At 65.6% G+C, this 5,028-nt stretch carries 1 protein-coding gene and 1 pseudogene; one reads left to right on the top strand and one right to left on the bottom strand.

Translation table 11 applies throughout. The annotated features are described in order from the left end of the window. Nucleotides 1-74 precede the first annotated feature (74 nt). Nucleotides 75-3,305 (top strand): annotated as a pseudogene (locus KZA10_RS18510) (RHS repeat domain-containing protein); the annotation flags it as partial. Between the two features lie 1,280 nt (nucleotides 3,306-4,585). Here KZA10_RS18510 and KZA10_RS17875 read toward each other — a convergent pair. Beyond that, on the bottom strand, nucleotides 4,586-5,028 hold a 443-nt coding region (locus tag KZA10_RS17875), incomplete at its 5' end, for an IS30 family transposase (RefSeq protein WP_256934546.1).

Genomic DNA, 5,028 nt, shown 5'->3' with positions numbered 1-5,028 from the left:
CGGCCACGCCACTGAAGTCCTCGTCGACGTGGGATGTCGCAGAGCAGACCGGAGCGTTCACCTGGAGCTACGACATGGCTGTCCCTGCGCCTGGTGCGGGGCCGGCGCCGTCGGTCGGCCTGTCCTACAACTCCCAGTCGGTCGACGGGCTCACGGCATCGACGAACAACCAGCCGTCGGTGGTCGGCGAGGGATGGGATCTCACGGCATCCGGATTCATCGAGCGCAGCTACATCCCGTGCGCGAAGGATGACGGCGCCAGTGGTGCGGTGAAGACGTCGGGCGATCTCTGCTGGAAGACCGATAACGCCACTGTGTCGATGGCTGGGCGCTCGGGGGCACTGATCAAGGACACGGCCAGCGGAGTCTGGAAGCTGCAGAACGACGACGGTACCCGGTTCGAGCATCTCGTCGGTGCGGCTCAAGGCTGTGCGGCGAACGGCACGGTGAACAACGAGTGCTGGCGGATGACCACGACGGACGGCACGCAGTACTACTTCGGTCTCAATCAGCTCCCTGGCTGGTCTGCCGGCAATGCGACGACGAATTCGACGTGGACCGTCCCGGTCTTCGGTAACGATGCAGGCGAACCATGCCACGCCTCGACATTCGCCGCATCGTCCTGCTCGCAGGCCTGGCGGTGGAACCTGGACTACGTCGTGGATGTGCACGGCAATGCGCAGACGCTGTACTACACGGCGGAGACGAACAAGTACGCCAAGGGTGGCTCGGGCGCGACCGCTTACCACCGTGGGGGCGCACTCACCCGCATCGAGTACGGACTGCGCGCCACCGATCTGTTCGCTTCGAAGGCTGCGGGCTACCGGGTCCTTTTCAGCTACGACGCGAATGGCCGGTGCAACGACGCCACTGGCGCATCGTGCACGTCTGGGGCTCTGGACAACGCGGCGATGCCAGCGAACCCGTCGAAGTACCCGGATGTCCCGTTCGACCAGCTGTGCACCGGTGCCTCGTGCAGTGCCTCGCAGATCGTGCCCTCGTTCTTCACGAACGCGAGCCTGGTGAAGGTGGAGTCGCAAGCCAAGGTCTCGGGTGAGTACTCGACCGTCGACTCCTGGGCTCTCGGGCACTCGTACCCTGACCCGGGGGATGGCACCTCCGCGGCGCTCTGGCTCACCCAGGTGCAGCGCACGGGCACGGCTGCCGGCCAGGCGGCGATCACGGAGCCGCCGACGGTGTTCTCGGGTGCGACGATGCAGAACCGCGTGTGGGTCGTGGACGGCCTCGCCCCACTCGACAAGTGGCGGCTGAGCTCGATCAAGACGAGCCTCGGGGGCGAGATCAGCGTCAACTACCAAGCTCAGCAGTGCACGCCGGCTCAGGCAGCAGGGATTCTCGCGGACCTGCCGAACAACACCAGTTGGTGCTTCCCGGAATGGTGGGTGCCGCAGTCGACGATCCCGCTCGGCGGGCGTCAGGATCTGTTCCACAAGTATCCCGTCGCCTCGATCAGCGTGAACGGGGTGACCGGGGGGCCGCTGAGCCAGGTGCAGCAGACGCAGTACTTCTACGGCGCACCGAAGTGGCGGTACAACGATTCGCCTCTGACCGTCGCGAATTCGCGCACGTGGAATGTGTTCGCGGGAGTGAACACGGTGGAGGTGCGAGAGGGTAACCCTGCGGTGCCCGCGGCACAGAAGGTCTCGAAGTACACCTATTACCAGGGCATGAACGGCGACAGAGCGGCCGCCGGTGGTGGCGTGAAGACGGTCAATGTCACCGGCACCAGCATCCCGGACGAACGGTGGTTCGCCGGACAGCCCTACCAGCAGCAGACGTTCAACGGCGTCGGCGGTGACCTTGTCTCGACGCAGATCAGCACGCCGTGGGCCTCGGGGATCACATCGAACGACGGCACGCGGCAGGCGCGGATGGGCGGCGTGCAGAAGACGGTCGTCACGGAGCCGCTTTCGACCGGCGGCAATCGCACGCTCGAGACGCGCACGACATTCGACGGCACCTACGGGTACCCGCTAACGGTGTCGACGATCCCCTCGGACGCGACGGGCACGTGCGTCACGACGACCTACGCGGCAGCGAACACGTCCGCGTGGATCATCGGTTTGCCCAGCCAGGTGCGGACCGTCAACGCGACGTGCGACGGGGCGGCCGGAGCACAATTCCCTCGTGACCTCGTCAGCGACGTGAAGACGACCTACGACGGGCTTGCCTGGGGAGCCGCAGCAGACAAGGGGCTTCCGACATCGGCGCAGGTCGTCGACAAGTATGAGAACGGGCAGCCCCACTGGGTCACGAAGGAGTCGACCACCTACGACGCGCTCGGACGCCCGCTGGCGAAGACGGATGCACTGGGGCGCACGAACTCGACGGCATATTCGCCGGCGACTGCGCTGCCGCTGCTGTCGACGACCACGACGAACGCGGCTCCGTTCTCGTGGCAGGCGGTGACGACGTTCGAGCCGACGACCGGGGCGAAGACGAAGATCGTCGACGCGAACGGTTCGACCACGACGATCGCGATCGACGGGCTGGGGCGTTCGACGAAGGTGTGGCTGCCGCTGCAACCGGAATCAGCGAACCCCGCGTCACCCTCGATGACCTTCTCGTACACGTTGTCGCAGACAGCACCGAACGCGATCAAGACCGACACTCTGACCGGTGGCGGGATCGTCTCGAAGTATCAGCTCTTCGACGGGCTCGGAAGAGAGACGCAGAAGCAGAGTCTCGCCGTCGGCGGTGGCACGGTCGTGAAAACGACGAACTACGACCACCAGGGTCGGGTGTACTTCGTCGACAACGATTACTGGACGGCGTCTATCACGCCCGGAACAGCGTTCTTCACTCCGGTGACGGAGAACAACATTCCCTCCCAGGTGGTCACCGGCTACGACGCTGTCGGGCGTGCGCTGACCTCGACGCTCAACACCTCGGGCGCGGTGCACTCTCAGACGGTCAATGCCTACCCCGGTGCCGATCGGGTCGACATGGTTCCGCCGAGCGGGGGAACGTCGACCAGCACGTTCACGAACTCGCTCGGGCAGAAGACGAAGCTCATCCAGTACCTCGCGGCCGGCATCACCGGCACCGGACAGGCCACGATGTACGAGTACGACGGGGGCGGGCGGATGAGCAAGATGACCGATCCGGCCGGTAACAAGTGGACGTGGACGTTCGATCTGCTCGGCAACCGGGTCGGTCAGGATGACGCCGATTCGGGTGTGTCGACCGCGACTTACGACCTCGCCGGGAACATGACCTCGACGACGGATGCGCGCGGCACGACGGTGACCACGACCTACGACGAGCTGAACCGGAAGACGGCGACGTACGCCGGCACCGCGTCGGGCGCGATGCTGTCGTCATGGACGTATGACACAGTCAAGAAGGGCCTCGTCACGACGTCGACGGCGTACACCGGGTCCGCTCCTGGCGCGCCGGGGCTGGCGTACGCGACCACGGTCGGTTCGTACGATGCCGCAGGAAACCCGCTGGAGACGACGTTGTCGATCCCCGCAGGCGCACCCGCATTCGCCGGGACGAGCTACAAGACGACTCTCTACTACAACGCGGATTCGTCGTTGTGGGTGAAGCAGATGCCCGCGATGGGCGGGCTGCCGGCGGAGACGATCCGCTACAGCTATGACTCCTGGGGAAAGCTGAGCGGCGTGCGCGGCACGTCCAGCATCCTCGCGAACACGGTGTATTCGCCCATCGGACAGTTGTCGCAGTTCAACCGTCTCAACGGATCGACGAGCAGTGCGTACTCGACCTATGGGTACGACCCCGCAACCGGCGCGGTGCTGTCGATCAAGGACAACGCGGTGTTCGGTGGCGTGGGTCATTACGTCGCTGACCGTACGTACACGCGTGATGCGGTGGGCAACGTGACATCTGCGACGATGAGCTCCGTACTGCCGACGGAGGGCACGCAGAAGGCCTGCTATTCGTATGACTCGCTGCGGCAGCTGACGCGGGCCTGGACGCCGAACGCGTCGACTGCGTGCGACGCGGCTCCATCGGCGAGTGGGATGGGCGGGTTCGAGCCGTATTGGCATGAGTACACGTATGACAACGCCACCGGTAACCGCACGGGACTCGTGAAGCGCTCGACGATGGGGACGGCCACGACCGCTACGTACACTTACGCGGCGGCGGGCGGGGATCGTCCTCACGCGGTGGACACCGTGACCGGCCCGGCTGGAGTGGGGCCCGGTTCGTACTCGTACGATGACGCGGGCAATATGACGGGGCGGCCGGGTCAGGCGATCACGTTCAACGAGGCCGGCAAGGTGTCGAAGGTCGTCGCCGGGTCGGTGACGCAGGACACGGTCTACAACGTCGACGGCAGCATTCTGTTGCGCACCAACACCGCAGAAGGTTCGTCGCTGTTCGTGGGTGACACGGTGCTGTCGCAGGCGCCGGGGTCGAGTGTGATCGCGGGGGTTCGGACGTACAGTGGCGCGGAGGGCAAACCGGTCGCGGAGAAGTCCGCGAAGACCGGGACCGCCGGCACCACGCTGACGTGGTTGTTCTCGAACTTGGAGGGGACGGTGGACGTGCAGACGGTGGCGAACGCGGCGGGGACGACGACCCGTGGGCGAGTTCAACCGGTCGATGCAACACCGCCTGTTGCGAGCAACTGTATCTGCTCGTCGAAGACCTCGGCGGGGGTGCGCCAGCCGAGGATTTTGCGGGGCCGGTTGTTGAGCGCGAGAGCGACGGCTTCGAGGTCTTCAGCGGACCAGCGGGACAGGTCGGTGCCCTTGGGGAAGTACTGGCGCAGCAGGCCGTTCGTGTTCTCGTTCGTGGGCCGCTGCCAGGGCGAGTGCGGGTCGGCGAAGAACACCTTCGTGCCGGTGTCAAGCGTGAACTGCGCGTGCGCTGAGAGTTCCTTGCCACGGTCCCAGGTGAGGGTCTTGCGCAGCTGGAGGGGAAGCTTCGTCATCGATGCGGTCAGGGCTGTGTTCATCGCGAGGGCGCCGTAGCCGCCCAGCGATGGTCCGTTCTTCACGGGTGGGATCTCGCCCCAGCCTTCCAGTCGGGGCA

This window comes from Microbacterium sp. BF1, assembly GCF_019279095.1.
Taxonomy (GTDB): Bacteria; Actinomycetota; Actinomycetes; order Actinomycetales; family Microbacteriaceae; genus Microbacterium; species Microbacterium maritypicum.
This window is presented reverse-complemented; position numbering and strand designations above follow the sequence as displayed.